The organism is Egibacteraceae bacterium (genome assembly GCA_040905805.1).
In the GTDB taxonomy this organism is placed as follows: Bacteria; Actinomycetota; Nitriliruptoria; order Euzebyales; family Egibacteraceae; genus DATLGH01.
Genome location: JBBDQS010000048.1, coordinates 26,136 through 50,265 on the forward strand (window position 1 = coordinate 26,136; position 24,130 = coordinate 50,265).

A 24,130-nucleotide genomic window follows, 5' to 3' on the forward strand; every position below is an offset into this window, starting at 1 on the left:
TCGCCTTGCTCGACCACGCCGTTCAACGCGTCCCACACGCGCCGGGTCATCCTAGCAGCGAGGCAGGCCCGGACGGCCGCTGTGGGCCGTGGGCCCCCGCGTCTAGGCGAACCACCAGGCGAGCACCCCGGCCGCCAGTGCGTAGGCGAGCGCGATCCATGCGGTTCGGCGCAGCACGTCGCCCTCCTGGCCGCTGAGGCCGACCGTTGCGCCGGCCGCCACGATGTTGTGGGGGCAGACGATGTTGCCGATCGCGGCGCCCGCACCCTGCGCCCCGGCCATGGCGGGCACGGGCAGGGCCAGCGACTCCGCGGTGGCGACCTGGAAGTCGGTGAACAGGATGTTCGAGGCCGTCGCCGAGCCGGTCACGAAGGTGCCGAGCGCCCCCACCAGCGGCGCCACCAGGGGCCAGCCCCCGCCCGCAGCGGCGGTGGCCGCCACCGCGAGGCTGTCCGTCATGCCCGCATGGACCATGAGCCGGGAGATCGCGAGCATCGCCACCAGGGCGACCGCGACGGGCCCCAGCCGGCCGACCGTGGTCCGCACCGCCCTCCACACCGCCCCAGCCGACGTGCCCTGCAGCAAGGCCCCGATGGCGAAACCCACGACGAGCATCGTCCCGGGGTGGTACAAGGGCGCGATGCTGCCGGTGAAGCGCCCGCCGAGCTCCCAGTCGAGGGTGACGGCGGTCAGCGTGTCGCGGACGACGGGCACGAGCCGGGTCGTGAGCACGGCCGCGACCAGCACCAGGTAGGGCGCGGCGGCGCGGGCGGCGGCGCGCGCCCCGCCGGTTGGCGGGCCGCCCTCCGTCTCCAGGGCCGCGCCGGTCGGGGTGGCGGATCCGGCGGTGGTCCGCGCGGCGGTCCGGCGTGCGACGAGCAGCGCGCCGGCGAACACCGCACCGCCCGCCAGGGCGCCGCCGAGCGTCGGCAGCTCCGGACCGACGTGGCGGGAGAGCAGGTGGTAGGGCAGGAGGAACGACGCCCCGGCGAGGACCCCCCACGGCCAGAGGCGCCCGTGCTCCTGGCCCGCCGCGGGCAGGGCCCGTCGAACCAGGAGCAGGACGACCGTCAGCAACAGCCCGCCGAGCAGGACGTGGTAGATGCCCGTGGCACGCGACAGCTCGAGGCCGGACAGCCCCGTGGCGGCGACCTGCGGGATGATCGGTGTGCCCACCGCGCCGAACGACACCCCGATGGCGTGGCCGACCATGGGGATCGCCACCGCGTCGACCCGGGGGAACCCGGAGCTGACCAGGAACGGCGCGGCCAGCGCGACGGACGCCCCGAACCCGGCGGCGCCCTCGACGAACAGGGCGAAGAACCAGGCGATGAGCACGGCCAGCAACCGCGGGTCGGCGGTGAGGCGACCGAGCGCGAGGCGCAGCACCTCGGTGGCGCCGGTCGCGTTCTGCAGGTGGTGGATGGCCAGCGCCGGCACGATGATCCAGAGGATCGTTGCGGCGGTGAAGGCCGACTCGGCGACGACGCCGCCGAATGCGGTGCCGGCAGCCAGCTGGCCGTCAACACCCCGTCCGAATCCGAACGCCGCGAGGGCGACCACCGCGGTCGCCGCGACCCCGGCCAGCCCGGCGCGTGCAGCCGACCAGCGCAGCGCGACCATGAGCACCAGGATCAGCACGACCGGCGTGCCGGCCAGCAGCGCGTCGACGGCCATGGATACCCTCCTGCGCCAGCCGGGTTCCGGGAGCTAGTTGAGCCGCTCGGCCGTCACCACGTGCAGCCCGCCGTCGCCACGTTCGAACGCGCTGATGTTGCCCAGGGTGGTCTCGGCGATGTGCGCGAGCGCCTCGGCCGTGAAGAACGCCTGGTGGCCGGTGATGACCACGTTGGGGAAGGTCTGCAGCCGGGCGAACACGTCGTCGGTGATCACCCGGTCGGACAGGTCCTGGAAGAACAGCGCCTCCTCCTCCTCGTACACGTCCAGGCCGAGGGCGCCGAGCTTGCCGGACTTCAGGCCGTCGACGACCGCGCCGGTGTCGACCAGTGCGCCCCGGCTGGTGTTGATCAGCATGGCGCCGTCGCGCATCAGCCCCAGGGCGTCGGCGTCGATGAGGTGATGGGTCTCGGGGGTCAGCGGACAGTGCAGCGAGACGATGTCGGCCTCGGCCAGCAGCTGCGGCTGGGGCACATACTGGACGCCGACCGCCAGGCACTCGTCGCTGGGGGAGGGGTCGAAGGCGAGCAGCCGGCAGCCGAACCCGGCCATGATGCGGGCGAAGACCCGGCCGATGGCCCCGGTCCCGACGATGCCCACCGTCTTGCCGCACAGGTCGAAGCCGAGCAGGCCGACGAGGGAGAAGTTGCCCTCCCGCACCCGGGCGTGCGCCCGATGGATCTTGCGGTTGAGCGTGAGGATCAGCGCGACGGTGTGCTCCGCGACCGCGTGGGGCGAGTACGCCGGGACCCGTGCCACCGTGGTGCCCAGCTCGGCGGCGCGGGCGAGGTCCACGTGGTTGAACCCGGCGGAGCGCAGCGCGACGAGCCGGACGGACTGCTCGGCGAGGGCGGCCAGGACCTCCGCCCCGAGATCGTCGTTGACGAAGGCGCACACGGCGTCGAAGCCGGACGCCAGGGGTGCGGTCTCCACGGTCAGGCGGGGCTCCAGGAACACCAGGTCGTGCCCGTGGTCCCCGTTGGCCCGGTCAAGGTACTGCCGGTCGTACGCTTTGGTGCTGAACACCCCGACCTTCACGCTTGGTCCTCTCTCGTGGTGGGCGTCGCCACCGTTGCGCGGCGAGCCGGCTGTGACCGGGCCGTGAGCACCGCCTGGGAGCCGACCACGGCCACCACGAGCAGCCAGCCGCTGCGAGCGGCCACGGCGCCGAGCATGCCACCCGACGCCCCGAGCATCGCAGCAACCACGATCAGCGCCACTCCGAGGTTCAGGGCCAGCGGGCGCAGCCGCCCGAACGTCTCCAGACGCCGGCGGATCGCGGTGCGCGACGCCGGGTCCGTCCCGCGCACCATCGGGGCGAGGTAGCCGAGCGCACCGAGGATCGCCTGGCCCAGCACGCCGAGCAGCAGGAGGACCCCGAGCGCGTCGAGCATGGACAGTTGTCCGGTGGCGACCACGAGCACGTCGGCCCACACGGCCAGCACGAGCCACCCGCAGGCGGCCTGCAGCAGCCGGGCGTGCGCGGACGGATGCGACCGCTTCCCGGCGCGCAGCACACCCAGGCACACCACGGTCGCGCCGGCCGCATACACCGCCAGGCCGCCGGCGGCGAGCAGCTGCGCCGCCAGGGCGCCGGCTCCGCCGACGCCGGTCAGCAGCAGCGCCACCGTGGCGACGGTGAGCCCCGTCGCCGCATGGCGCAGGGCGGGCACGGCGGCATCGTCCGCGCCCTCCTCGATCCTCGTGCGCATCACGGTGGGCCCAAAGAACACCACCGTCGCGAGCAGCGTCAACCCGCCCCAGCCGAGGACGTTGACGTGCAGGTGCGCGATGCGCCCCGCGCCGTACCAGGCACCGGAGAGCACGCCCGCGCCCAGGAGCCCGCCGAGCAGCGCGCCGTGGAGGAACGCCCCGCAGGCCCGTTCGTAGCCGCGGACGACGAAGGCGAACCGCGCGGCGAGCGCCTGCCGCCGGGCCCGGCGCAGATCGACGTACAGCCAGCACACCGCGGCGGTGAGCGCCACCGCGCCGGCGAGGAACACCCCGGTCAGACCGGTGGGAAGCCCAGCAACGAGGAGCACCACACCGGCGTTGAGCAGCAGGAAGCGACCGTGGCGGGCGGATCGTGCGGGTGTGTGCAGGACCGTCTGGGCGAAGTGGTGGGTGAGGGCGACGACCAGGTTGGAGACCACCCCCAGGGTGAACAGGTGCACGGCAGCCCACCGCCCGCCGGGCAGCGCGTCACCGACGCCGACCCACACGATCGCCGCGAGCGCGTAGACCGCGCTCGCGACGACGGCGGGCAGCAGCGTGCGTCGCACGTCACTCCTCGACGATCAATGCGGTGACCATCCCGAACATCCCGTCGGGGCCTTCGGCGTGGGTCAGGATGTGGCAGTGCCAGGCCCAGCTGCCGGGCTCGGTCGCGTCCACGATGACGTCCACCCGGTCCCCGGGTGACACGAGGATGTTGTCGGCGGTGTACGGCGCGTCGAGCGGATAGCCGTCCTTGGCGACGACGCGCTGGGGCATGCCGTGCAGGTGCATCGGGTGGATCTCGAGTCCCTCGTTCATGTAGCGCACCCGCACCCGTTGGCCCCGCTCGACCACCACCGGCTCCGTGGCCGGGAAGCCCTTGCCGTTCAGGGTGTACCCGAGGGGCCCGTCGTTCAGGATCATCACGTAGTCGACATCGACCTCGGGGTCGTCGGGGTCGTGGACGATCAAGGCGCCGAGCAACCCGGATGGCACCTGGCGGGCCGAGTCGAAGTGCGAGTGGTACATGTGCGAGCCGGCGTTGCGGGCGGTGAACTCGTAGGTGAACGAGTCGCCGGGCAGGACCGAGTCCTGGGTGAGGCCGGGCACCCCGTCCATCTCGTTGGGCAGGACCAGCCCGTGCAGGTGCAGGGAGGTCGGCACCGTCATCTCGTTGTGCAGCACGATGCGCACGTCGTCGCCGAGGTCGATGTCGAGGCGCGGTCCGGGGACCTGGCCGTTGAACGCCATGCCGGCCTTCGTGACGCCGGGCTCGGTCTCCCACTCGATCTCCTCGGCGGTCAGGTCGAACACCAGCGTGCCGTCGTCGTCCACCTCGGGCTCCAGCGGCTGGTTGCCGCGGCCCTCGGTGTCGGCCGGAAAGGCCGACAGGTCGTCGTGCTTGGCGGCCATCTCCTCGGCGGTCATCTCCTCGGCGGTCGCGCCGTGCGCCTCGTGCGCCTCGGGGCTGCCTGGGTCCCCGTCGTCGGCCACGGTGAGCGTGGCGTGCATCCCCGCGCCCTCGTGGCCGGCGACGGTGCACAGGACCGCGTAGTCCCCGGCCGCAAGCGGCCCGGTCTCCAGCGTCGCGGTCTCCCCGGACTGCAGCAGGGGCGTCTCCCCCACCCCGTCGATCGCGAAGTCGTGGGGCACCCCTCCCTCGTTGGTGACCTCCACGACCAGCGGGACGCCCGCGGGGGCGGTCAGCGTCTCAGGCTCGATGGCGAACTCCGTGAGGGTGACCGCCAGGGCCGCCGGCGCGTCCCCTTCCGCCGGCGGACTCGCGGAGTCCGCATAGCCGCCGGTGAACAGCAGCCAGACCGTGACGGTGAGCACCAGCGTCAGCACCCCGGCGATCGCTGCCCACACCCTGGCGAATCCGCTGACACCGCTCATGTCCACCCCTTCGTCGTCGGGCATGGCCCGTGGCCTGCCCGCCATGCGTCCCAGAATCCCGCGCCGCGCTCGGGCGCGAGAAGGCCGCCGGACCCGGTGCGGAAGGGACCTTCGGCCACCCCGGCCAGGGTCCTTCGGCAGCACCTCGACCGGCCCGGTGGGCGCTAGGCTCTCCCGTGCGGGCCGCCCTGCGACGCGTCGGCCCGACGACACGACCACGCAACGGAAAGGGCTTGCGGTGATCCGGGTGATGCTGGTCGACGACCACGAGGTGGTCCGCACGGGCATCCGGGCTTTGATCGAGTCCCACGAGGACCTGACGGTCGTCGCCGAGGCCGCGAGCGCCGACGAGGCCGTCCTGCGGGCCCGCAGCTACGCCCCCGACGTGGTGGTGATGGACGTGCGCCTGCCCGACCGCTCCGGCGTGTTGGCGTGCCGGGACATCCGCGCCGAGCATCCCGAGATCGCGGTGCTCATGCTCACCAGCTTCTCCGACGACCAGGCCCTGTTCGACTCGATCATGGCCGGTGCCGCCGGCTACATCCTGAAGCAGATCCGTGGCAGCGACCTCGTCGATGGGATCCGTCGCGTCGGCGCCGGCGAGTCGCTGCTCGATCCTGCGGTCACGACCCGGGTCCTAGAACGCGTGCGCAACCCCCGCGGCGACGAGGACCCGCGGCTGGCGCGTCTGACCCCCACCGAGCTGCGGATCGTCGAGATGATCGCGGAGGGCCTGACCAACCGGCAGATCGGCGAGCGCATCCACCTTGCCGAGAAGACCGTCAAGAACTACGTGTCCACGGTCCTCACCAAGCTCCAGGTGTCCCGCCGGGCGGAAGCCGCCGTGTACTTCGCCGAGCACCGGGAGCGCGACGCCGACCGGGAGTGACCGGTGCGCCGCCAACCCAGCGCTTGCACGCAGGTTACCCGGCGGTAGATGGGGTGGGAGGGACAGATATGTCGCTGAGACCCAATCTACCGGCCGGTAACCAGGTTCACGTCTCAGACCCAGGTGTCCAGCAGCATGCGCAGGTCCCACGCATCCGGGTCGAGCGGGTAGGCCGCGTAGACCGGGTAGAAGAACGCGAAGGCCGCCACCGCGGCGGCGGCCAGTGCCCACGGGGCCCACCCGAGCCACCGCCGTTCGCCCAGGCGTGCGGCGGACCAGGCCAGGCCGAGCGCCATGAACGGCACGAAGGGTGTCAGGTAGAACAGGAACAGGGGGCGCTGGGCGACCAGCCACGGCACGTACTGCCCGGCGAGGAACGCCAGCAGCGCCCACGCCCGCCAGTCACGGTGGCGGACCCCGGACCACAGCAGCGCGGGGTAGGCCAGCAGCGCGAGCCACCAGACCACGGGGTTGCCGAGGCCCACGACGTGCGCGACGGTCCCTGCGGGGATGGCGCAGTCCTGGTCGCCCGCCCCGCACGACTCGTAGTGGTAGGCGACGGGCCGGCGCAGCAGCAGCCACTGGCTCGCCGGCGACCGGTAGGGGTGGGGCGCCTCCAGGTCCTGGTGGAACCCAAGGATCTGGCGCTGCTCGTCGACCCAGGCGCCCAGGATGTCCCCGGTGCTCGCCTCGCAGGCTTGCGCCACCGGGCAGGCCTCGCGCCCGACGCGGGTGTCGGGGTAGTTCGCGAACCAGCCGGCGTAGCTGACGACGTAGAGGACCACCGGCACCGCGAGCAGGGCCCCCACCGTGCCCAGCGCAGGGGCCCAGACCCGCGCCCACGGGGACCCGGTCACCCGCCGGCGCCACGCCAGCTCGCTGCCGATCACGAACAGGCCCCCGGCGCCGATCGCGAGGACCGCCGACAGCTTGGTCGCCAACGCCAACCCGAACGCGACGCCGGCCAGCCAGCGGTACGGGTGGCGCACACGCGGCAGCCGCGGGTCGGTCGCCGGCTCGGCCACGCTGGCCCACTGCCGATCGCGGTCGACCAGCAGCAGCCAGAACCCGACGACGACGAACAGGGCGAGGAACGCGTCGAGCATCGTGATCCGGCTCATGGTGAACGCCAGGCCGTCGACCGCGACCAGCAGCGCGGCCAGCGCCGCCACGCCGCGGCGGCGGAACAGGCGCAGGCCGGCGAGGTAGGTCACGAGCACGGTCAGGGTGCCCGCCAGCGCCGCCGTCACCCGCCACCCGGCGGGGTCGTCCCCGACGGTGGCGATGCCGGCTGCGATGATCCACTTGCCGAGGGGCGGGTGGACCGCGAACTCCTCCTCGGTGCCGACGTCGAGCAGGGACCGGGCATCGGTCACGTAGTAGGTCTCGTCGAAGTAGATGTCGGGCGGCTCCCCGAGGCGGTACAACCGCGGGGTGCCCGCGACCGCGAGGAGCAGGATCGGCACCAGCAGCGCCACGGCCCGGCGACGCCGTCGGCCCGGCGTCGTGGGTGACCCACCGTCCACCGCGTGCGCTGGTGGGCCGGGAGCAGTCGACATGGTGCGCAGTGTAGGGAGGTGGCAGGCCGATGGGTGAGGGGCACGGGACACGACCGGCGGGCGGGCGCCTCGTGCTGGTCGGCACGCCCATCGGCAACCTCGGCGACCTGTCGCCGCGGGCCGTGGAGGCCCTGCGGACCGCCGACGTCGTCGCCGCCGAGGACACCCGCCGCAGCCGGGTCATCCTCGACCATGCCGGTGTGGGCACGCCCATGGTCAGCTACCACGAGCACAACGAGGTCGCCCGCACCCCCGAGCTGCTCGACCGGGTCGCCGCCGGGCGGACGGTCGCGCTCGTCACCGACGCCGGGACCCCCGGGATCGCCGACCCGGGCTACCGGCTGGTGCAGGGGGCGGTGGAGCGGGGGCTGGTGGTGGAGTCGGTGCCCGGCCCCGCGGCGGTGCTGCAGGCCCTGGTCGTGTCGGGGCTGCCCACCGACCGCTTCTGCTTCGAGGGGTTCCTGCCGCGCAAGGCGGGCGCACGCGCCTCCGCGTTGGCGGCGCTGTCCGAGGATCCCCGCACGCTCGTGTTCTACGTCACCCCGCACCGCGCGGCCGCGGACCTCGCCGCGATGGCCGAGGCCTTCGGTGCGCGTCCGGCGGCCCTGGCCCGCGAGCTCACCAAGCGCTACGAGGAGGTGTGGCGCGGCACGCTGGGCGAGCTGGCCGACCGGGCCGGGGGGGGCGCGGGGGGGGGGGGCGCCGCCGGCGTGCGGGGCGAGCTCACCCTGGTCGTGGGCGGCGCCCCCCCGCCGGCGGCGACGGAGGTCGACGCCGCCACGCTGGCGGAGCGCGTGCGGACCCTGATCGCGACCGGCGAGGACAAGAAGGCGGCCATCAACCGGGTCGCCGGGGCCGGGGGCGTCCCACGCCGGGTGGTCTACCAGGCGGTCCTCGATGCTCCGGACCCGTAGCATCCACCGCATGGCTTCCAAGGACACGTTCTACCTGACGACCCCGATCTACTACGTGAACGACGTGCCGCACATCGGGCACGCGTACACGACGGTGGCAGCCGACGTGCTCGCGCGGTGGCGGCGTCTCAACGGTGACCGGGTGCACTTTCTCACCGGCACCGACGAGCATGGCCAGAAGGTCGCGACCGCCGCGGTCGACCGGGGCATGTCCCCCCAGGAGCACGTCGACGCCATCGTGCCCCGCTGGCACGAGATGCTCGACCAGCTCGCCATCTCGAACGACGACTTCATCCGCACCACCGAGGAGCGCCACCAGGCCCGGGTGCAGGAGTTCATGCAGCGGCTGCACGACCAGGGCGACCTCTACACCGCCACGTACTCGGGGCCCTACTGCGTGCGCTGCGAGGGCTACTTCGCCGCCGCCGAGCTCCTGGAGGGGGCCCTGTGCCCCATCCACCGCCTGCCGGTGGAGTGGCTCGAGCAGGAGAACTGGTTCTTCCGGCTGTCGAAGTACGCGCCGGCGCTGCTGCGGCTCTACGAGGAGCACCCGGAGTTCGTGCAGCCCGCCGTGCGGCTGAACGAGGTCCGCACCTTCGTCGAGTCGGGCCTGGAGGACATCTCCGCGTCGCGCTCGGCGTTCGAGTGGGGCGTGCCGGTGCCCTGGGAGCCGGGACACGTGTTCTATGTGTGGTTCGACGCGCTGCTGAACTACATCACCGCGGCCGGCTACGGCGCCGACGACGAGGCCTTCGCCCGTCGCTGGCCCGCCGACGTGCACCTGATCGGCAAGGACATCCTGCGCTTCCACGCCGTGTACTGGCCGGCGATGCTGATGGCTGCCGACGTGCCCGTGCCGCGCCAGGTCTACGCCCACGGCTTCCTGCTGGTGGGCGGGGAGAAGATGGGCAAGTCCAACGCCACGGGCATCAGCCCCGATGAGCTGGTCGCGCACTTCGGCGTGGACTGCTACCGCTACTACTTCCTGCGCGAGATCTCCTTCGGGCAGGACGGCACGTTCTCGTGGGAGTCGATGGAGGCCCGCTACACCACCGACCTGGCCAACGACCTCGGCAACCTCGCCAACCGCGTTCTGAACATGGTCGGCTCCTACTGCGACGGGGTCGTGCCCGAACTGCTCGGTGCTCCCGGTGACGCCGAGACCGCACTGGCCGCCGATCGCGCCACCGCCGTCGAGGGCCTCACGGCGTTCGACCGCCTGGACTTCAAGCGGGGCCTGGAGGACCTGTGGGTGTTCGTGTCCGGCGTGAACCGCTACGTGGAGACGCGGGCCCCGTGGGCGCTGCACAAGCAGGGCTCGGGCGATGACCTCGCGCGCTGCCTGTACACCTGCGTCGATGCGCTGCGCACCATCGCCGTGCTGGTCTCCCCGGTCATGCCGGGTGCCGCCGCCACCCTGTGGGGCAAGCTCGGCCTGCCCGAGTCCCTCGACGAGCAGCGCCTGCCCGCCGCCGGCGCCGAGGGCCTGCTGCCCGCCGGCGTGCACGTGGATCGCGGCGAGGTGCTGTTCCCCAAGCTCGAGGACCGCGCTCCGCGCAGCTGACCCGCTGCTCGGCGGGATCTTATCCCGCCGGGCACCACCATGCGGGCCCCCTCGCGAACCAGGTCACGCTCGGGGGCGGCATCGTGCGGCGTTGTCGGCTCCGGGACATATCTGTCCTGACGCCTACAACTATTACCGTAGTAGGCACCGAACGGCGACTGATGCCCATCGCGTATGGCGGGCAACGCTGCTAGTGTGCGCTCACGCCCGCGGGTCCCGCGGGCGCTGCCATGTCACCATCCAACGACCCCAGTCGGAGTCACCGCCGTCGTGTACACCGACACCCACTGTCACCTCGAGCTCATCGACGGCGCGCCCGTCGACGACGTGGTCGACCGCGCTCGCGAGGCCGGGGTCACGACCATGGTGACCGTCGGTGTGGACCTCGCCTCGTCGGCCGAGTGCGTGCGCACCGCGTCGGCATACGACGGCGTCTACGCCGCAGTCGGCATCCACCCCCACAGCGCCATCGAGGCCACCGACCATGTCTTGGCCCGCCTCAACGTGATCGCCCAGCATCCCCGGGTCGTGGCGATCGGCGAGACGGGCCTGGACTACTTCCGCGACCACTCGCCGAGGGTGCGCCAGGAGGAGTCCTTCCGGGAGCACATCCGTTTGGCGAAGGAGCTCGACAAGGCGCTGGTGGTGCACGACCGGGAGGCCCACGACGACGTCGTGGCGATCCTCGATGACGAGCGCGCCCCCGAACGCACCGTCTTCCACTGCTTCTCCGGGGACGAGAAGCTCGTGCGGCGGTGCGCAGAACGGGGGTGGTTCATCTCGTTCGCGGGCAACGTCACCTTCACGAACGCGCCGCAGCTGCGGGAGGCGGCCTCCGCCGCTCCCCCGGAGCTGCTCGTCACGGAGACCGACTCTCCCTACCTGTCCCCCCACCCGTACCGCGGCCGGCCGAACGAGCCGGCTCGGGTCACGCTGACCGTCGCCCAGCTCGCCGACCTGCACGGCCTGGAGGCAGACGAGATGGGGCGGTTGACGAGCGCCAACGCCCGCCGGCTCTTCGCGCTCCCGGACTCACACTGACGACGGCCGCTTGGGTCTCGGCCCGCTCCTTGCTAGGTTGAGGCGCATGCTCCCCTTTCTGGCCCGTGCGGGCCTTGGCGTGCTTGTCGCCGTCGTCGGCTTCGGTTTGCTCTTCGCGCAGAAGGACGTCGCGCTCGTCATCGATGGGGACGTGCAGCACCTGACGAGCCACGCGGCAACGGTGGGGCAACTCCTGGAACGTGCCGACGTCGAGGTCGGAGAGCATGACCAGCTGACCCCCGATGCCGAGACGGAACTGGCCGACGGCATGCTGGTCGAGCTCGTGCGAGCCCGGGAGATCATGCTCCTCGTCGGGGACACCGAGCGCCGCATCATCGTGACCGCCCTGACCGTCGACGAGGTGCTCGAGGAGCTCGGCGAGGGCCGGGGCAGCGCCGACGTGGTGCGCCCCTCGCGTCTCACACCGGTCTCCAGCGGCATGACCGTGCAGGTGCGCACCCCCGTGCCCGTCACCGTCGCGGTCGACGGGGCCCATCATGAGGTCATCACCGACGCCCCCTCGGTGATCGCGGTGCTCGACGGGCTCGGCGTGGAGCGCGGACCGCACGACCAGGTGACGCCTGCCCCCGAGAGCGCACCGGAAGCGGGCACCCACATCACCGTGCAACGCGTCACCATCACCGAGGAGGCGCGCCAGGAGACCATCGAGTTCGGGGTCGACGAGCGCCCAACCGATGCCCTGCCGCGCGGGCAGCGCCGGGAGGTGCGCGCCGGCCAGCACGGTGTCCTGGAGCTGGTCGAGGAGGTCGTGCGGATCGACGGCGTCGACCAGACCCGCAACCGCACGGCGGAGCGCGTGGTCCGCGAGCCCGAGCCCGCGGTCGTCGAGATCGGCACCGCCGCCCGGCCCCGGTCGCCGACACCATCGCCTCCGGCGCCGTCCGCCCCGGCCCCGGCCCCCGCTCCAGCGCCGGCTGTGGCCCCGGCGGCCGCGACCGCCCCGGCCCCGACGGGCAACGCGCAGGAGGGCGAGGCCTCCAGGTACGCGTCGTACTTCGCGGGCCGGTCGACGGCCAACGGGGAGACCTACGACCCCGCCGCCCTGACGGCCGCGCACCGCACGCTGCCGATGGGGACTCGCGTCAGGGTCACCAACCTGGCCAACGGCAAGACGGTGACCGTGCGCATCAACGACCGCGGCCCGTTCGTCCAAGGCCGCATCATCGACCTGTCGCAGGCGGCATTCTCCCGGATCGGCGCGCCGGGGACGGGCATCCTCGATGTCCGCATCACCTGGTGAGGGCGGGAGCCGACCGCTCCTCACCCCCCGTGACATCCGGTGCCTGCTCGACGAGCACGGCCTCGCCCCCCGCAAGGCTCGCGGCCAGAACTTCGTGGTCGACGCCAACACCGTGCGCAAGGTCGTCCGCGACGCCGGGGTGGCGCCGGGCGACCTGGTCTGCGAGATCGGCCCAGGCCTCGGCAGCCTCACCCGCGCTTTGCGTGCGGCAGGCGCACGGGTGGTCGCGCTCGAGATCGATCCCGGTCTGGTGCGCGCGCTCGGTGTCGTCGTGGGCGACGACCCGCACGTCAGGGTCGTGCACGGCGACGCGATGACCGCCGACCTCGCAGCGCTCGTCGACGGGGGGCCCGCCGTGCTGGTCGCGAACCTGCCGTACAACATCGCGACGCCCTTGGCCATGCGGGCGCTGCGCTCGGACGCCTTCAGCCGACTGCTGGTCATGGTGCAGCGCGAGGTCGGGGAGCGCTGGGCGGCCACGGTCGGGCAGGCCCAGTACGGGGCGGTCAGCGTGAAGATGGCGGCACTGGCCGACGTCGGCGTGGTCGGTCGGGTCAGTCGAGGCGCGTTCTACCCGGTCCCCAACGTGGACAGCGTCACGGTCCGGCTCCTCCCGCACCCCTGGGCGCACCCGGTGGACCGCGCGACCCTCTTCGGGCTGGTCGAGGCCGGGTTCTCGCAGCGCCGCAAGCGGCTGCGCAACGCCCTGTCCTCGGAGCACCTGCCGGCGGACGTCGAGGCGGCGCTCACCAGGGCGGGCCTGGACGCGGGCGCGCGGGCCGAGGAGCTCGACCTGCCGGCCTGGCTGCGGCTAGCTGCAGCGCTCTCCTAGGTGCTTTGCTCATCAGCGACCGGGGCCCCTAGCATCGCGCAGTGGACTCCCCGACCACCGGGGGTCCCAGACAAGGGAAGCCACGCGTGGCTCAGGAGATGACCGCCGACGGACCGTCCGTGTCGGTCCGCGTCCCCGCGAAGCTGAACCTGTTCCTGGCGGTGCGCGGCCGCCTGTCCGATGGGTACCACGACCTGGTCACCGTCATGCAGACGGTCTCGCTCTTCGACGAGCTGCAGGCCGGGGTCGTGGGACCACCGGGCCGGGGCCATCACCCCGCCGGGCGACGCAAGATGCGCGTGGAGCTGCGCCACGATGTCGTCGACGGCCTCCCCGCCGCCTCGGAGAACCTCGCCGCTCGCGCTGCCGTCGCGCTGGGGCGTGCCAGCGGCATCCTGGAGGCCGACACGGTCGCGTCCCCCCAAGCCGTGCCCGACCGCGGCGCGGGCGACCACGGCACCGACGGCGGGTCCGACGGCGGGCCCCACGAGCCTCGGACCGTGCTCGATCTGCGCAAGGGGATCCCGATCGCGGGGGGCATGGCCGGGGGTTCAGCGGACGCCGCCGCGGCGCTCGTCGCGCTCAACCAGCTCTGGGGTTGTGACTTCACCGGTGAGGAGCTGCGCGAGGTCGCCGCGGAGGTGGGCAGCGACGTGCCGTTCTGTCTCGTCGGCGGCACCGCGCTGGCCACCGGGCGGGGCACCTCGCTGGCACGGGTGCTCTGTCGCGGCACGTTCCACTGGGTCGTGTGCCAGGCGCGGGAGCCGTTGCGGACCGCTGACGTGTACCGCTCGTGGGACCAGCACTGCCGGCCCAGCGAGTCCGAGCCCGACGCGGTGCTGCAGGCGCTGCGCAGCGAGGACGACGTCGCCCTCGGGGCCGCCCTGCACAACGACCTCGAGCCGGCGGCCTATGCGCTGCGCCCCGAGCTCGTGGAGGACAAGGCGGCGCTGCTCGCTGCCGGAGCGCTGGGTGCGGTGCTCTCGGGCAGCGGTCCCACGCTGCTGGCCCTCGGGTCGGACGCCGACGCGGCCAGGCGGATCGCCGGGGAGGTCGCCTCCCGCTTCGCCCGTGTCGCCGTCGCCTCCTCGCCGGCGGGAGGCCCCGACGTCTCCGACCGGCGGGCCCGTTGAGCATCGGTTCCAAGACCGGCGGGCGACGCGTCGCCGTGGGTTGGGTGCCGTGATCGGCTAGCCTGGGGTCAGCCTCACCTCCGAGGCTCGCCCAGCTGGCCGAGAGCCGCGAACCCGGTCACCGCCAGGGCACAGTGGGAGGTGGTGAAATGGCATCACGTCGTCCTTTGGAGTCGAAGTTGAAGGTTCGATCCCTTCCCTCCCAGCCCGCCCCCCGGGCATGACGGCAGGCGTACGCGCCGCTGTCGTCCTCGCCGCGGGCAAGGGCACCCGGTTCCGGTCGGAGCGGGCCAAGGTGCTCCACGAGCTCGCGGGTCGCAGCATGCTGCGCTGGGTGCTCGAGGCATTGCGCCCGTTGGCCCTGGACCGGGTCGTGGTCGTGGTCGGCCACCAGGCCGACGAGGTGCGCGCCGAGGCCGCCGCCAGTGGGCTCGGCGGCCTGCGGACCGTCGTGCAGGCCGAGCAGCGCGGGACCGGTCACGCGGTCCGCCAGGCCGTGGAGGACGGCGCGCTCGACGGGGTCGACACCGTGCTCGTCGTGCCCGGTGACGTTCCGCTGCTGACGGCTGCACCGCTTCAGGCCCTGCTGGACCAGCACGGCGCCCGCCAGGCCACGATGCTCACGGTCCACCTGGACGACCCGACCGGGTACGGCCGCGTCCTGCGCGACGACGCCGGTCAGGTGGTCCGCATCGTCGAGGAGCGCGACGCCACGGCGGCGCAGCGTGCCGTCGACGAGGTCAACGCCTCCATCTACGCGTTCGCCCGCGACCCACTCGCGGCGGCGCTCGCCGACCTCACCACCGACAACGCCCAGGACGAGGAGTATCTGACCGACGTCGTCGGACCGCTGACCGCCGCTGCGGTGGTCGCACCGGCCGCGCTGGCGGCCGGGGTGAACGACCGAGCGCAGCTGGCAGCCGCCGCCACGGTGCTGCGGGGCCGGGTGCTGCAACGGCTGATGGAGGCGGGGGTGACCGTCGTGGACCCGGCGACCACCTACGTGGACGCGGACGCGACGGTGGAGCCCGACACGGTGCTGCGACCGGGCACCCACCTCGAGGGGCGGTGCACCATCGGTGCCGGCGCGGAGATCGGGCCCGACACCCGCCTGGTCGACACCTCGGTCGAGGCCGGCGCCTCCGTGACCTACAGCGTCCTGGTCCGAGCCTCGGTCGGTCCGGGGGCCAGTGTCGGGCCCTACACCTACCTGCGCCCGGGGACGCGCCTCGAGGAGCGCGCCAAGGTCGGTGCCTTCGTCGAGGTCAAGCAGTCCGTCATCGGTGCGGGCAGCAAGGTGCCGCACCTGTCCTACATCGGCGACGCCACGATCGGCAGCGACGTGAATGTGGGGGCCGCGACGGTCACGGTCAACTACGACGGGGGCGGGAAGCACGCTACGGTGATCGGTGACGGTGCCTTCATCGGCAGCGACACCATGCTGGTGGCCCCCGTCGAGGTTGGCGCCGGCGCGTACACCGGTGCCGGGTCCGTGATCACCGAGGACGTCCCGGACGGCGCGCTCGCCATCGAGCGCAGTGAGCAGCGCACGATCACCGGGTATGCCGACCGCAAGCGCAACCGTTCCTAGAGGAGTCGCGCGATCATGGAGATCGTCACCAAGAAGCGGATGCAGATCTTCTCCGGGCGGGGGCACCCGGAGCTCGCGCACGAGGTCGTCGACCACCTCGGCATGCGGCTCGGTGATGTCGACATCCATCGGTTCGCCAACGGCGAGATCTACTGCCGCTACCGGGAGAACGTCCGCGGATCCGACGTGTTCGTGATCCAGACGCACTGTGCGCCGGTCAACGAGAACATCATGGAGCAGCTGATCCTGATCGAGGCCGCCAAGCGGGCCTCGGCCAAGCGCATCACCGCGGTGGTCCCCTTCTACGGCTACGCCCGGCAGGACAAGAAGACCCGCTCCCGCGAGCCGATCACCGCCAAGCTGCTGGCCGACATGCTGACGGTGGCGGGTGCGGACCGGGTCGTCTCGGTGGACCTGCACACCCAGCAGATCCAGGGCTTCCTCGACGCGCCCCTGGACAGCCTCACCGCGCTGCCGCTGCTCGTGGGCTGGTTGATCGAGCACTACGACGACACCGAGCTGGTGGTCGCGTCGCCGGACGCCGGCCGGGTCCGCCTGGCCGAGAAGTTCGCCTCCCGCCTGCCCCAGGCGCAGATGGCGTTCCTGGCCAAGACCCGGACGTCCCACAACGTGGCGAAGACGCTCGCGGTCGTCGGCGAGGTGGAGGGCAAGACCTGCGTCCTCGTCGACGACATGATCGACACAGCGGGGACGATCTGCGGTGCCGCCGAGGCGCTGATGGAGCACGGGGCAGCCCGCGTGATCGTCTGCGCCACCCATCCGGTGCTGTCGGGACCGGCCTGTGACCGCCTCGAGCGGTCAACGATCCAACGGGTGGTGCTGACCAACACCCTGCCCCTGCCCGAGCGCGCCCCCGACAAGGTCGAGGTCGTCTCCGTCGCCCCGATCGTGGCCAGCACCATGAAGGCGATCTTCGAGGACGAGTCGGTCAGCGAGCTGTTCGACGACCAGAACCAGTAGCGGCGTTGTCGGGGCCCGTGCGCCCGGGCTACACTGAGCGTTCGCGTGCGCGCCGGCGCCGCGATCTTCCAATTTTCCTTCGGTACCAGGAGTGTGCAGATCATGGCCGACCAGGTCGCCCTCAGCGCCCGCCCGCGGGTGGGCTCGGGGAAGGGTGAGGCCCGGGCCTTGCGCCGCGAGGGCCGGGTGCCCGCGGTCGCCTACGGTGCCGACCTTGATGCACCGCGCTCGATCTCGGTCGACGCCTTGGAGCTTTTCCACGCACTGCACACCGATGCCGGGCTCAACGCGATCATCAACCTCAAGGTCGGCGACGACGAGCAGCTCGTGATCGCCCGGGAGCTCCAGCGCCACCCCGTGAAGCGCCATCTGCTGCACGCCGACTTCGTCACGATCTCGCGCCTGGTGCGCATCGAGGTCGACGTGCCGGTCATCACCGAGGGCGAGGCAGCCGGCGAGGACGAGGGCGGCGTCGCCGAGCAGCAGCTGTACACCATCCCGGTGGAGGTCCTGCCGCTGGAGGTGCCCGACCACATCATCCTGGACATCAGCGACATGCAGATCGGCGACGTGAAGCGCGTCGGGGACCTGACCCTGCCGGAGGGCGTCGTGTCGCTCGAGGACCCCGAGCGCACGGTGGTCACCGTCGTCGTGCCGGCACTCGAGGTGCCGGAGCCCGAGGAGGGTGCGCCGCTGGAGCCCGTCGAGGGTGCGGAGGCTGCCGTCGAGGGAGCCGCCGACAGCCCCGAGGAGTCCGGCGACTCCGCGTCGGGCGAGGGCTAACCCACCGACCTGCCTGCTGGGGGCAGCAGCATGGCGCCGCGAAGGGGAGTGCTCGACCGTTTCCGCCGATCGGGTCCCCCCGTGAGCGACGACCGGTTCCTGGTGGTCGGTCTCGGCAATCCCCAGGCGGAGTACGGGGGCACCCGGCACAACGTCGGCGCGGACACGGTGCGTCTGCTCGCGGACCGCCTCGGGGCGGCGTTCAAGCCGCACAAGGTCAAGGCCCAGATCGCGGACACCTTCGTCGAGGCGGGTGGCACCCCGCTGACGTTGTGCCTCGCCTTCGGCTACTACAACACCTCGGGCGGCCCGGTGCAGGCCGCCATGGCCTTCTACAAGATCCCCCGCGAGCGGTTGATCGTCGTCCACGACGACATCGACCTGGAGCTCGGCACGATCCGGCTCAAGCAGGGTGGCGGCACCGCAGGCAACAAGGGACTGGCCGACATCCAGCAGCGCGTCGGTGGTCCGGACTTCCTCCGGGTGCGCATCGGCGTGGGCCGCCCCCCCGGTCGCCAGAGCGCCGCGGACCACGTGCTGCGGCGGTTCGCGACCAGGGAGCGCGACGAGGCGGACATCGCGATCGAGCGGGCGGCCGACGCCGTCAGCGACCTGGTCACCGGCGATCTCGAGACCGCGCAGAACCGCCACCACGCCGGGGGCCCGGGACGATGACCCAGGCGGTGCCCGACGACAGCGTCCAGCTGTGCTGGAACGACCCGGCGAGCCTGCTCGGGGGGATGCACTGGCGCCTCGCCCGGGGCGGCGAGGAGTACCGGACCGTCCTGCACCGGCTCGTCCGGGCGGTTGCCCCCGACCTCGCGAACCGCTGCCTGGACGCCCACCTCGACGCGCTCGCCAGCGTGCTGGGAGCCGCCGACGAGCTGCAGGCCCGGCTCGTGGAGGGCCTCGGCAAGGGCGTGGCCGGAACCCCTGGGGCGGTCGGCGTCGACTCGCCGATGGGGGCGAGCTGCCGGCAGGCGGCCGCGGCCGTGGACGCCATGGTCTACGAGCTCTCGCGCGCCCTCACCGCCCTGGAGCGCCCACCGGACGAGCGCGCGGCCCGCCTGGTTCTTGACGCCGCCCACGTCTCGGTGTACCTGCGCAGCCTGATCGGCCTGCACACGTGGCCGGGCGGCGACGCGAGCTAGGACGCCCCAGTCGGGTTACCATGCCGCTCATGGGCACCACCGCTCCACCCGCCTCCCGCCATTGGGCCCGGCTGGGCACCTTCTTGATGCTCGCCGGGGTGGCGTCGGTGCTGCTACCCCTCTCGGCCCTCGTCGTCGAAGCCATAGCGGACACTGCGGAGAACTGGGTCATCGTCGTGCAGCTGGTCCTCACGGCGGGCCTCGGCGCCGTGCTGGGGCGCCGGTTCGAGGTCCTCAGCCCCGACGCGATGGCAGTCGGGCCCCGGATGGCCATGTGGGGCGGCGTCGGCCTTCTGGCGGCCCTCCTCGCCGACGGGCTCTGGGTGCTGCTGCTGGCCGGCTGACGGTCGCCCGGGACCACCGGTGCCGTAGCCGCTGCTGCAGCCGTGTGCCCACGCCCGCCATCCCCAGCAGGAGGCCCGCGAGCGGCACCCAGTCCCGGCCCCGCGCGGCGGGGACGCTCGTCGCGGAGAGCAGTCGACTGCCGAGGTGGCGGGCGAGGCCCTCCGCTCCCCGGCGCATGGCCGCGTGGTGGTTGACGATGAACGCCGGACGCGCGAACGGCTCGACCACGTTCATCCACGCCGTCGTCGTGGCGACCTCCCAGGAGTAGGTCATCGTCGTCACCCCGTCGTCGTGGCGCAGCTCCCAGCGCCCCGTGCCCTGCAGGGAGCCGGTCGCGTCCAGGACGGCGCGGTCGGGCTTGTGCGCCGCGCGACCGACGACCTCGAACCGCAGGCGATACGGCAACCGCCCGCGCATCGTGATGCGGACCCGCCGGCCGACCCCGTCGGCAGTCCCGGGCCGCAGGACGTCCACGTCCTCGAACCCCGGCCACCACCGCGGGTAGGTCGCCGCGTCGTGCAGTGCCGCCCAGACCTCGTCGACCGGCGCCTCGAGGCGCCAGGTCGTCAGGAACCGGTACGCCCCCATCGCGTCATGCCTCCGGCCACGCGTCCGTGCCCTCTCGATCGGTCGTGTCGGCACCGTGCCGGCGAGCCCGTCGGCTGTCACCGCTCGTGATACTAGGCCGGGCCCGCTCGGACCTCGCCAGGCGGGCGGCGCAGGCGTATCGTGCTCGTGCGGGGTGGGCTCGACCTCGTCCGGCGCCGAGCGGCGGTCGATCGGAGGCCTCATGGATGCGGGACCTGGCAGCGGGCGGCGGGCGGTCCGCCCCGCCATCGCCGTGCTGCTCACCCTCGCGCTGGTCGGTGGCTGCGGCGACGATCTCGCGTCGTCGGAGACCGTGACCGCCTACTTCGAGGCGTACGCCTCCAACGATCCGGACCGCCACCCCGAGATGCTCGAAGCCGCCCAGGAAGGCTCACCGGCTCATCGGTTCGCGGCACACCACGCCAACGTGGCCATGGCCAGGGCCGCTGACCCCGATCGTCCGACGGAGGTCCGCCCCGGCACGATGGAGGTCGTGGGGGACATGGTCAGGATCGCGTACGGACCCGATCGCGACCAGACCCGCGGGCACGCCGACTTCGCGGTCGACGAGCAGACCGGACGGTTGCGCTCCTTCTCCGAGAGCCTTCCGGCCGGCGCCGAGCGACGGGTCCCGGTCGCCGACACCCTCAGCGGCGGCGACGGGGCGACCGTGTCGGTGTTCGACGCCACCGTGAGCTTGCTCAGCGCCCGCAAGCCCGCGTGGTCACCGCAGCTCGGGATCGTCCTCGAGGTGCGCAGCGGGGATCAGCCGCTGCGGCTCAACGCCGAGGACCGATCGCTGGTGACCGCCCCCGGCGACGCTCCCGACGGCGGGGCCACGACCACCTATCGGACCGCGGATGGTGACGCCCAGGTTCTGCACAGCGTCACCGGCATGACCGAGGTCGCGGCGGACACCACCGTCGTGCTGCTGCTCGTGTTCGAGGACGTGGGGCTCGGCGGCACGGTTGTCCTGCCGATCGGCAGCCAGGGTGAGCTGATCGAGGCGGAGATCCCCGTGGCGGGTCCGTGAAGGTATGCGCGCGGCGGTGCGGCCACAAGCGGGGAATCGACCAGTGGGGCGCGAGGTCATCGGTCGATGCCGGTGAGCAGGACCGTGCCTGCCTCCACGGCGACGTCATAGCGGCGCAGCCCCTTGCGCGCAGGGCCGCTGCGGACCGCGCCGGTGCGCAGATCGAATGTGGCGCCGTGCCAGGGACACCGCAGCTGGCAGCCGTCCACCAGCTCCCCGTCGCCGAGCGGTCCGGCCGCGTGCGAACACGCCCCGTCCACCGCCACCAGCGTCCCAGCGAGGTTGGCGACGACCACCGGTCGGCCCCCGACCGTGACGGTCAGCACGGCCCCGGGAGGCAGGTCGGCGGCCTCGACGACCGCCACGGGCCTGGCCATCAGGCGACACCCACCAGCGGCAGCCCCCGCAGGTCCGGCTCCTCGGGCTCCGGGCCCGGCGCCCACCGCCCGGCGCACACCGCGTCGATGTGCGCCTTGAAGGCGTCGAGCCCCAGCCGGTTGACCGTCTGGCTCAGCGTCTCCCCGCGGTCGCGCAGCGCCTCCCAGATGCCAATGATCGCCTCGGTGACCGCCGGGACGTCGGGTTCTGAGACCCGTCCCACGATGCGGGCGAAGGCGCCGGCCGGCACGTCGCCGCCGAGCCACACCTGGTAGCCGAGCATCGTCGTCCCGCTAAGCGTCACCTTGCCCCCGGAGAAGCCGAGGTCGGCGATCTGGTGCTGCGCGCACGAGTTCGGGCACCCCGATACGTGCACGCGCAGGCCCGTGCTGCGCGCCAGGGCGGGGTGGCCGGCCAGCGCCGCGCCGAGCGTCTGGGCTGGTGTGATCGCCAGCGCGCAGACCGGTCCGCCGGTGCACGCCCGCACGTCAACCGCTTGGTCGGCGCCGTCCAGGCCCAGGTTGCTGGGCGCCAGGCCGTCGCGGACAGCCGGCACCTGCGCCAGCGCGACGTCGCGCAACCCGACGTTCTGGTTGCGGGTGAGGTACAGGGTCGCGTCGGCGTGGGCCTCGGCCAGCGCCGCCAGCAGTCGCAGGTCGGCGCCGTCCAGGTCGCCCAGCGGCACCGGCACGGTCACCAGCGCGCGGCCTGGGACGCGCTGGGGGCGCACGCTGCTGCCCCAGCCGCCCGGCGGCCCCAAGGCCAGCACCGCGGCGACCGACGTGGGGTCGGGTGCGGCGACGGGGACAGGGGCGGGGCGGGGCCGGGCCTTCACCTTGGCGAAGGCCGACGTGAACAGGGTGGCGAAGGCCTGCTCGCCCAGCTTCTGGACGAGGAACTTCATCCGCCCCTTCGCCGGGCGGTCGAGGTCGCCGTGGGTGGCGAACACCTCGATGACGGCCTCGGCAGCGGCGACGACCTCGGTGCGGGGCACGAAGGCGGCGAGCGGGATCGCGAGGAACGGCGCCTTGCCGGCGCTCCCACCGGCGAAGAGCTCGTAGCCGAGTTCGTCGTCGTCGCGGACGGTGGAGACGAACCCGATGTCGTTGACGCGGGCGTGGTCGCGGCACGCGGGACAGCCGCCGAAGGCCACGTTCACCCGTGAGGGCAGACGGCAGTTCAGCCCGGGCGCACGGGCGAGGATCGCGGCGGACACCGCCTGCGCGTCCGGGTGGCAGTCGAACGGCTCGTCGAGGCTCACCCCGGCGTCCGGGCAGGCCATCACGTTGCGCAACGTGTGGCCGCACGTGGATCCGGTGGTCAGGCCGAGGGCGGTGACCGCGCCCAGCACCGTGGTCACGTGCCGGGCCTCGACGTGGTGCAGCTCGATCTGCTGGCGGGTGGTCAGGTGCACCCAGCCGCGGCCGAAGCCGTCGGCGATGTCGGCCACGCCGCGGGCGGTGACGGCATCCAGGCGGCCGCCGGGGATGCGCACGCGCACCATGAACACGCCGGGCTGAGCTTGGGCGCAGACACCGTGCATCTTCAGGGCGTAGCGCTCGTCGGCGGACAGCCAGTCGTCACCCTCGGCGGTGAGCCGGTCGAGGTCAACTGGCAACCCGGCACGTTTGGCGGCGGCGATGTCGGGACGGGTCATGGGGCGCTCCTGTCGTCGGTGCCGGGTGGGCGGTAGCGGTAGCCGACCCCGCGCACGGTCTCCAGGAAGCGGCCGGCGGGGCCGAGCTTGCGCCGTAGCCGGCTGATCTGGTGCTTGACCTGGGCGGGGTCGCCGGACTGCGCGTGCCCCCACGCCTCGCGGGCGATGTGCGCGGGGGAGCACACGACCTGCGGACGACGGACGAGCGCGCTCAGCACGGCGAACTCGAGCGCACCGAGCGCGACCGAGCGCGGGCCTGACCGGGCGATCGCGGTCGCCGGGCACAGCTCGATGGCGTCGCCGCCGCCGACGCCGACGTGGATCCGGCGGCCGGCCCAGCCTTCGAGCGCGCGGATGAGGTCTGCCGTGCGGTAGCGGGTGGGCATGACCGCCACGGGCGCGCCCGCGTCCTCGAACGCCCGTGCCGTCACCGGACCCACCGCCGCGACGGCGACACGCCCGTGCAGGGCGTCGACCAGGGCGTGTCGCAACCCCGCCTGCTCGGCGATGGCGAAGAGGTTCGCCACGGCCGGCGAGCTGGTCGCCACGACCACGTCGAGCTCGCCGTCCACCGCCGCGCGGACGAGCCGGTGCGCCGGACCCGGGTCGGCGGGCAGCACGCACCGGTAGGCCGCGGCCGTCATGACGTCGACCCCGTTCGCCACCAGGGCGGCGTAGGAGGCGCCGGTGTCCGCGCCGTGCACCTGCACCGCGACGGCGGTCGCGGGTGTGGTCCTGGCGGCCAGCCACCCGGCGACGTCGGCGTCGGTCTCCTGTGGGGAGACGAACTGCGCATCGCCGCCGAGGCTGCGCAGCCCCGCGAGCGCCTTGGGGCCGCGCGCGACCGCGGGCGTGGACGCCACCAGCAGGCGGAGCGCCCCACCCAGGCCGGAGGCCTCGGCGGCTTCCCCCCACGCGCGCATCCCCACCCCTGTGGACGCCACGAGCCACGCGGGCTCGGCCCGCAGGATGGCCACCGTCTCGATGTGCAGCCGACGGTCCGACGCGGGGGGCACCGTGTCGAGCGTCGGCCCGTGCGTGACCTGCGCCCCGCGTCGTCGGAGCGCATCCACGAGCTCCCCGCCCTTGCGCTGGGCGGTGATCCCGACGCGCACGCCATCCACAGTGGGTACTCCTTTGC

23 protein-coding genes and 1 tRNA gene are annotated in these 24,130 nt (G+C 73.1%); 15 read left to right on the plus strand and 9 right to left on the minus strand.

Translation table 11 applies throughout. The annotated features are described in order from the left end of the window. Positions 1-102: 102 nt before the first annotated feature. Genes WD250_05695 through WD250_05710 form a run of 4 tightly spaced genes read right to left on the minus strand, consistent with a single transcriptional unit; the run spans position 103 to position 5,313 of the window. Positions 103-1,677 (minus strand): L-lactate permease, encoded by a 1,575-nt coding sequence (locus WD250_05695; protein ID MEX2619694.1) that lies wholly within the window; start codon positions 1,675-1,677, stop codon positions 103-105. Positions 1,678-1,710: 33 nt separating this feature from the next. After that, positions 1,711-2,715 carry a 2-hydroxyacid dehydrogenase gene (locus WD250_05700; GenBank protein ID MEX2619695.1) on the minus strand — a complete coding sequence of 335 codons (1,005 nt, stop codon included), beginning with the start codon at positions 2,713-2,715 and terminating at the stop codon, positions 1,711-1,713. Then, a complete protein-coding gene (locus WD250_05705) occupies positions 2,712-3,959 on the minus strand; it encodes a hypothetical protein (GenBank protein ID MEX2619696.1) in 1,248 nt (415 codons plus the stop codon). Before WD250_05705 ends, WD250_05700 begins: the two co-directional genes overlap by 4 nt. Before the next feature lies 1 nt (position 3,960). Then, entirely contained in the window at positions 3,961-5,313 is a 1,353-nt protein-coding gene (locus WD250_05710) for a multicopper oxidase domain-containing protein (protein ID MEX2619697.1), read from the minus strand. A gap of 214 nt (positions 5,314-5,527) precedes the next feature. Between WD250_05710 and WD250_05715 the strand changes: the two genes are divergently transcribed. Continuing rightward, on the plus strand, positions 5,528-6,178 hold the full coding sequence (locus WD250_05715; GenBank protein ID MEX2619698.1) for a response regulator transcription factor: 651 nt from the start codon (positions 5,528-5,530) through the stop codon (positions 6,176-6,178). A gap of 113 nt (positions 6,179-6,291) precedes the next feature. On the opposite strand, the gene WD250_05720 is transcribed toward WD250_05715, so the two are convergent. Further along, on the minus strand, positions 6,292-7,644 hold the full coding sequence (locus WD250_05720; protein ID MEX2619699.1) for a phospholipid carrier-dependent glycosyltransferase: 1,353 nt from the start codon (positions 7,642-7,644) through the stop codon (positions 6,292-6,294). A gap of 122 nt (positions 7,645-7,766) precedes the next feature. On the opposite strand from WD250_05720, the gene rsmI reads away from it, so the two are divergent. From rsmI to WD250_05785, 13 genes are all read left to right on the plus strand, one after another. Next, a complete protein-coding gene (rsmI, locus tag WD250_05725; protein ID MEX2619700.1) occupies positions 7,767-8,651 on the plus strand; it encodes a 16S rRNA (cytidine(1402)-2'-O)-methyltransferase in 885 nt (294 codons plus the stop codon). A gap of 10 nt (positions 8,652-8,661) precedes the next feature. After that, the gene (metG, locus tag WD250_05730) at positions 8,662-10,215 is read left to right on the plus strand and encodes a methionine--tRNA ligase (GenBank protein ID MEX2619701.1); all 1,554 of its coding nucleotides are present in this window, start codon (positions 8,662-8,664) and stop codon (positions 10,213-10,215) included. A gap of 270 nt (positions 10,216-10,485) precedes the next feature. After that, the gene (locus WD250_05735) at positions 10,486-11,256 is read left to right on the plus strand and encodes a TatD family hydrolase (GenBank protein MEX2619702.1); all 771 of its coding nucleotides are present in this window, start codon (positions 10,486-10,488) and stop codon (positions 11,254-11,256) included. A 46-nt stretch (positions 11,257-11,302) separates the two neighbouring features. Continuing rightward, a complete protein-coding gene (locus tag WD250_05740; protein ID MEX2619703.1) occupies positions 11,303-12,517 on the plus strand; it encodes a septal ring lytic transglycosylase RlpA family protein in 1,215 nt (404 codons plus the stop codon). After that, complete coding sequence (rsmA, locus tag WD250_05745; GenBank protein ID MEX2619704.1) at positions 12,498-13,349, plus strand: 16S rRNA (adenine(1518)-N(6)/adenine(1519)-N(6))-dimethyltransferase RsmA; 852 nt, start codon at positions 12,498-12,500, stop codon at positions 13,347-13,349. Before WD250_05740 ends, rsmA begins: the two co-directional genes overlap by 20 nt. 98 nt (positions 13,350-13,447) lie before the next feature. Further along, positions 13,448-14,482, plus strand: coding sequence for a 4-(cytidine 5'-diphospho)-2-C-methyl-D-erythritol kinase (locus WD250_05750; protein ID MEX2619705.1), 1,035 nt, complete (start codon positions 13,448-13,450; stop codon positions 14,480-14,482). 135 nt (positions 14,483-14,617) lie between these two features. Further along, positions 14,618-14,688, plus strand: a tRNA-Gln gene (locus WD250_05755). Positions 14,689-14,702: 14 nt separating this feature from the next. Beyond that, the gene (gene glmU, locus WD250_05760) at positions 14,703-16,073 is read left to right on the plus strand and encodes a bifunctional UDP-N-acetylglucosamine diphosphorylase/glucosamine-1-phosphate N-acetyltransferase GlmU (protein ID MEX2619706.1); all 1,371 of its coding nucleotides are present in this window, start codon (positions 14,703-14,705) and stop codon (positions 16,071-16,073) included. A 15-nt stretch (positions 16,074-16,088) separates the two neighbouring features. Next, on the plus strand, positions 16,089-17,054 hold the full coding sequence (locus WD250_05765) for a ribose-phosphate diphosphokinase (protein ID MEX2619707.1): 966 nt from the start codon (positions 16,089-16,091) through the stop codon (positions 17,052-17,054). A 45-nt stretch (positions 17,055-17,099) separates the two neighbouring features. Beyond that, positions 17,100-17,837, plus strand: a complete 738-nt coding sequence (locus WD250_05770; protein MEX2619708.1) for a 50S ribosomal protein L25 — start codon at positions 17,100-17,102, stop codon at positions 17,835-17,837. A gap of 81 nt (positions 17,838-17,918) precedes the next feature. Further along, on the plus strand, positions 17,919-18,512 hold the full coding sequence (pth, locus tag WD250_05775; GenBank protein MEX2619709.1) for an aminoacyl-tRNA hydrolase: 594 nt from the start codon (positions 17,919-17,921) through the stop codon (positions 18,510-18,512). 8 nt (positions 18,513-18,520) lie between these two features. Continuing rightward, the gene (locus tag WD250_05780) at positions 18,521-18,988 is read left to right on the plus strand and encodes a hypothetical protein (GenBank protein MEX2619710.1); all 468 of its coding nucleotides are present in this window, start codon (positions 18,521-18,523) and stop codon (positions 18,986-18,988) included. A gap of 29 nt (positions 18,989-19,017) precedes the next feature. Continuing rightward, positions 19,018-19,332: a hypothetical protein gene (locus tag WD250_05785; GenBank protein MEX2619711.1), complete on the plus strand. Its 315-nt coding sequence runs from the start codon at positions 19,018-19,020 to the stop codon at positions 19,330-19,332. Here the strand turns inward: WD250_05785 and WD250_05790 are convergent. Continuing rightward, entirely contained in the window at positions 19,223-19,921 is a 699-nt protein-coding gene (locus WD250_05790; GenBank protein ID MEX2619712.1) for an SRPBCC family protein, read from the minus strand. The two genes, WD250_05785 and WD250_05790, sit on opposite strands and share 110 nt — an antisense overlap. 202 nt (positions 19,922-20,123) lie before the next feature. Here WD250_05790 and WD250_05795 point away from each other — a divergent pair, with 202 nt between their 5' ends. Then, positions 20,124-20,954, plus strand: a complete 831-nt coding sequence (locus tag WD250_05795; protein ID MEX2619713.1) for a hypothetical protein — start codon at positions 20,124-20,126, stop codon at positions 20,952-20,954. Between the two features lie 56 nt (positions 20,955-21,010). On the opposite strand, the gene WD250_05800 is transcribed toward WD250_05795, so the two are convergent. The 3 genes from WD250_05800 to WD250_05810 are packed head-to-tail and all read right to left on the minus strand — an operon-like array spanning position 21,011 to position 24,113. After that, entirely contained in the window at positions 21,011-21,331 is a 321-nt protein-coding gene (locus WD250_05800) for a Rieske 2Fe-2S domain-containing protein (GenBank protein MEX2619714.1), read from the minus strand. After that, a complete protein-coding gene (locus tag WD250_05805; protein MEX2619715.1) occupies positions 21,331-22,989 on the minus strand; it encodes a nitrite/sulfite reductase in 1,659 nt (552 codons plus the stop codon). Before WD250_05805 ends, WD250_05800 begins: the two co-directional genes overlap by 1 nt. Then, entirely contained in the window at positions 22,986-24,113 is a 1,128-nt protein-coding gene (locus WD250_05810; GenBank protein ID MEX2619716.1) for a uroporphyrinogen-III synthase, read from the minus strand. The genes WD250_05805 and WD250_05810 overlap by 4 nt, the downstream gene beginning before the upstream one ends. Positions 24,114-24,130 lie beyond the last annotated feature (17 nt).